General features: G+C 57.7%; 3 protein-coding genes and 2 pseudogenes. All 5 read left to right on the top strand.

What is annotated here, in order from left to right; translation table 11 throughout:
• Window positions 1–268: pseudogene (locus tag VMU57_RS08840) on the top strand (amino acid transporter); the annotation flags it as partial.
• A gap of 67 nt (window positions 269–335) precedes the next feature.
• Window positions 336–463 (top strand): annotated as a pseudogene (locus VMU57_RS08835) (IS481 family transposase); the annotation flags it as partial.
• Between the two features lie 312 nt (window positions 464–775).
• Window positions 776–1,711 (top strand): tyrosine-type recombinase/integrase, encoded by a 936-nt coding sequence (locus tag VMU57_RS08830; RefSeq protein ID WP_325382537.1) that lies wholly within the window; start codon window positions 776–778, stop codon window positions 1,709–1,711.
• Window positions 1,712–3,190 carry a DUF4158 domain-containing protein gene (locus tag VMU57_RS08825; RefSeq protein WP_325382535.1) on the top strand — a complete coding sequence of 493 codons (1,479 nt, stop codon included), beginning with the start codon at window positions 1,712–1,714 and terminating at the stop codon, window positions 3,188–3,190.
• Window positions 3,072–4,043: Tn3 family transposase (locus VMU57_RS08820; protein ID WP_325382533.1), on the top strand; the 972-nt coding region annotated here is incomplete at its 3' end. The genes VMU57_RS08825 and VMU57_RS08820, both read left to right, overlap by 119 nt.

Genomic DNA, 4,043 nt, shown 5'->3' with positions numbered 1-4,043 from the left:
GTTGGACTATGTCGTGTCCGCTGTGCTCATCTTCTACGTCCTTACGATCGTCGGTGTATTCAGGTTGCGACGGCTTCATCCTTTGTGGGAACGGCCCTATCGAACGTTTGGATATCCCATTGTGCCGGCGCTATACGTACTGGGTGCCACGACGATTTTGATCGTCCTGTTTTGCTATCGGCCTGCCACCACGATGCCTGGATTGGTGATCATCGCGACGGGAATACCGGTTTATCTGAGACTCCGACATAAACCCAGTACTGGTTGAGTACTAGCTGTTTGGTCCAAGATTGTGGTCGAGTGGTCCATCGAGACTTGCCGCCACCGGAGTCTTTATGGGACAGATACTTCACGGGAGCGCCCGAACGACTGCGGAGGTGCGTCGAGCGATACACGTAGTCAAGCGAGCCTGAACCAGTTGGCCATGCGCTATGAGATCAACCCCAAGACGGTAGCTAAGTGGACTAGCGGCCACAGAAGGCTTTTTTTTTGACGTTAAGCTATTGAACGCAGTAGTCGTTTGGTCGTTTGTTTACGCTCTAGCAAGTTGCACATTATAAGTATGTTGCCAAACCTGGAGTTTTTGTGGTGGAGACATAGAAGCTCGTTCTGTGCGTCTCAAGATCGAGAAAGCAAGCGTCCTTTGCCCCGTTTTTCGGTCAATCAGGGCGTAAAACTGGTCGTGCAGGGCATATAGCTGGTCCCGAACGCAAACTGGTTCCCCAAAATGGTATATTGAACGCAATAAACTGGCACCCTAAGCGGGGGGTTGATTATGCGTTCAATACTTCGTGAGCAATCCATCCTGAAAGATGAACTGCTCGACGCGTTTGGACAATCGCTCGGCGAGCGGGGTCTCTCGTTGGCCACGGTTCGCGGGTATCTCCACGATCTCGGCAGATTGCGCGGCTGGCTCGAAGGAGAGGCCGGCGGCAAGCCTCGCGACTTGCGCCGCATCACGGCCGTCGATCTCGTCAATTATCGGCAACACCTCTTGGGCACCGAGCGCCTTCAGGCAGCCACCATCAACCGCAAGCTGCAAGCCATCAAGACGCTATTCGGCTGGGCACTCGACAAGGGCTTGGTGAAAGAAAACGTGGCGCGGGTCGTCAGGTTTGTGAGGGTGGCGGAACGGCTCTGTCCGCAAGGTCTGACTGAATCCGAAGTCCAATCGCTGCTGCGGGTAGCCGGGCAGACTCGCCACGGCCTTGCCAAGCGCAACTATGCCCTGATCGAATTGCTTCTGGAAACGGGTTTGCGCGTTGGCGAAGTGACGGATCTTCGCGTCGCCGACGTGGATCTGCATGATCGTTCCGGCGTAGTCAGGGTACGGGAGTGCAAAGGCCGGAAGCAGCGCCATGTGCCGTTGAGCTCTACCGCTCGGCGCGCTCTGAAGCTCTATTTGAAAGACCGGGGATCACTGCGCCAGGAAGATCATTTATTTCTCAGCAAGCGCGGCGGGCAGGCTCTCTCCTTGCGGACGATTCAGGCGACAGTATCCGACTTGGCGCGCCGGGCCAAGCTCACGCGTTTTGCCGTCTCGGCGAATTCGCTTCGGCACTCATTCGCTCTTCGGTTTCTGAGCCCGCATCCTGGCAAGCTGGTTGAACTGGCGGCGCTGCTCGGCCATGAATCAATCGATACGACTGCGGTTTATATCCGGCCCTCGATGGAGAAGCTGGATGTGGATGTGGAAGAAGGTGGGGAGTGAGTGAGCGCAGTCGAGAGTCCAGCGCCGCGACGTTGGAGTGGCGTACTACTGCCAGAGGATCCAAGCGAGGAAGAACTGGCGCGGCATTGGACCCTGTCGGAAGCCGACAAACGCGAGGCTACGCAGAGCCGCGGCGACGAAAACCGCCGGCATTTCGCGTTGCAATTGTGCGTGCTGCGCCGCTACGGAAGACTGCTCGAGGGTGGGGAGACCGCGCCTGTGCGCATCCTCAATCACCTCGGCGCGCAACTTGAACTTCCCCCGGTCTTGTTTGTCACGGGGGCGCTGCGGCCCGTGACGGAAAAGCAGTATGCCGATCGGGTGCGGCGCTATCTGGGGTGGCGCGGTTTCGACTACAAGATTCAGCACGAGTTGGCGGATTGGGTCGAACAACGAACGCTGGAAGGATTTTCGCTAGCCGAAGTTGCGCTGCGCGCTGAGGAACTACTGTTGGGCTTGCAAGTAGTGTTGCCACGCTTGGCAGTGTTAGCCCGCCTACTGCAGTCGCTCTGCCGGCGCGCCGAAAAGCAGGTTTTTGCCAGGATCGCGGAGCAACTGCCTTCCGGCTTCCGGGAGGAGATCGATCGGATGTTGGAAGTGCCAGAATCGGCGCACCGTTCCGATTTGTTCCGCTTGAAAGCATATCCCCCAGAGGGCAAGCCGGATACTATTCTCTCGTTCCTGGCCCATTATCACTATCTACACTTGATCGGGGTTGACAAGATCCGGCTGGCCGGATGCAGCGTTGCGATGCTGCTCCAATTCGCCAAAGCCGCTCGTCGCGAAGATGTCTGGCATCTGCGCCGGCTGCCAGAAGCGAAGCGACACGCTCTGACAGCCTGTTTTCTGGTGGAAGCTCTGAAGACCACGCTGGATCAGTCGGTCGAAATGAACGATCAATTCCTGGGTGGCATGTGCCGACGATCCAAGAACTCCTTCGAGCGGAAACAACAGGAGTATCGGCGGCGCGCACGCGACGGCCGCCTGCAGTTATTGCGCGGCATGGAGATCGTGGTCGAGCAGGACCGGCAGCCCATCCAAATGTACCTCAACCTTTATGCGCAGATTCCCAAACCGCAACTGTGTTCCGCAATGGCCGATTGCCGTGAATCAGACCGGCTGGAAGTGCACGGTTACGCCGACGAACTCAATGCCCGCATCAGCCATCTCAAACGATACCAACCCCGTTTTTTCGAACTGCCGTTTGAGGCGCAGCCTGGCTCCGAATCAATGCTCACCGCACTGGGCGTCGCGCGAAAGCTGGACAGCGGAGAGTTCAAAACGCTACCGGCGGATGCCCCGGTTGATTTCGTGGCACCCAACCAACCTGCGGGCCCCCCTGCGAAGCGCGGACGGCGCTTTGAAGCAGCGCACCTGGGAGATCGCGCTGGGGCTGGCCGTGCGGGACAATCTTCGTTCAGGAAATCTGTATCTTGCGGAAAGCCGCAAGCACGGACAGTTTTGGAATCTGGTCTATGAGGATTCTCTCTGGAACGCCGAGCGGGATAAGGGCTACGCGCGCCTATCTTTGCCTTCGCGGACCGAGCCCGTGTTACAGCATCTCGGCCTCGAATTGGACAGCGTAGCTGGTAAGGCTCTGGATGGGATGCCCACCAATTCGTTCGCATCGGTTCACAACGGGCGGCTCAAACTCAAGCGCCCCGATGCGCTGGAGGTTCCGGAAAGTACCAAAGAGTTGCGGCGCGTTTTCGAATCTTCTCTTCAGAAGGTGCGCATCGAACACCTGCTGCAATATGTGGACGGACTGTGCCATTTCACCGATGCGCTACGATTCCCCGGGAAAGAAACTCCTCCCAAAAACGTGCTGCTCGCCGCTTTGATAGCTCATGGAACCAATCTGGGCATCTCGGCTATGGGGCACAGCGCGGAGGGAGTCAGCGTCGACATGCTGCAATATGCCTCGCAGTGGTTCCTCGACGAAGAGACGCTCAAGGGCGCCAACAAGATCCTCGTCGATTATCATCATGGCCTCCCGCTGGCTTCCGTATGGGGAACGGGGCGCCGCTCCTCCTCAGACGGGCAGCGTTTCGCGGTCCGGCAAAGCTCATTACTCGGCTCGTTTTGTCCGCGCTATTTTGGCTACTACGATCAGGCGGTCTCGGTTTATACCCACACTTCGGACCAGCTCAGCACCTTCTCCAACCAAGTGATCTCCTGCCGCAGCCGCGAGTCGCTGTACGTGCTTTCCGGACTGCTGTTGAACGATACCATCTTGCAGCCAGAGCGCCATCACGTGGACACGGGCGGGTATACAGAACATCTCTTCGCCCTATGCCACCTGCTTGGTATTGAATTCATGCCGCGAATCAAA

The sequence above is a fragment of the Edaphobacter sp. genome (assembly GCF_035532915.1).
Taxonomy (GTDB): Bacteria; Acidobacteriota; Terriglobia; order Terriglobales; family Acidobacteriaceae; genus Edaphobacter.
This window is presented reverse-complemented; position numbering and strand designations above follow the sequence as displayed.

Coding starts and splice junctions, on each gene's coding strand:
- VMU57_RS08830 (WP_325382537.1), top strand. CDS start 776: ATGCGTTCAATACTTCGTGAGCAATCCATCCTGAAAGATGAACTGCTC.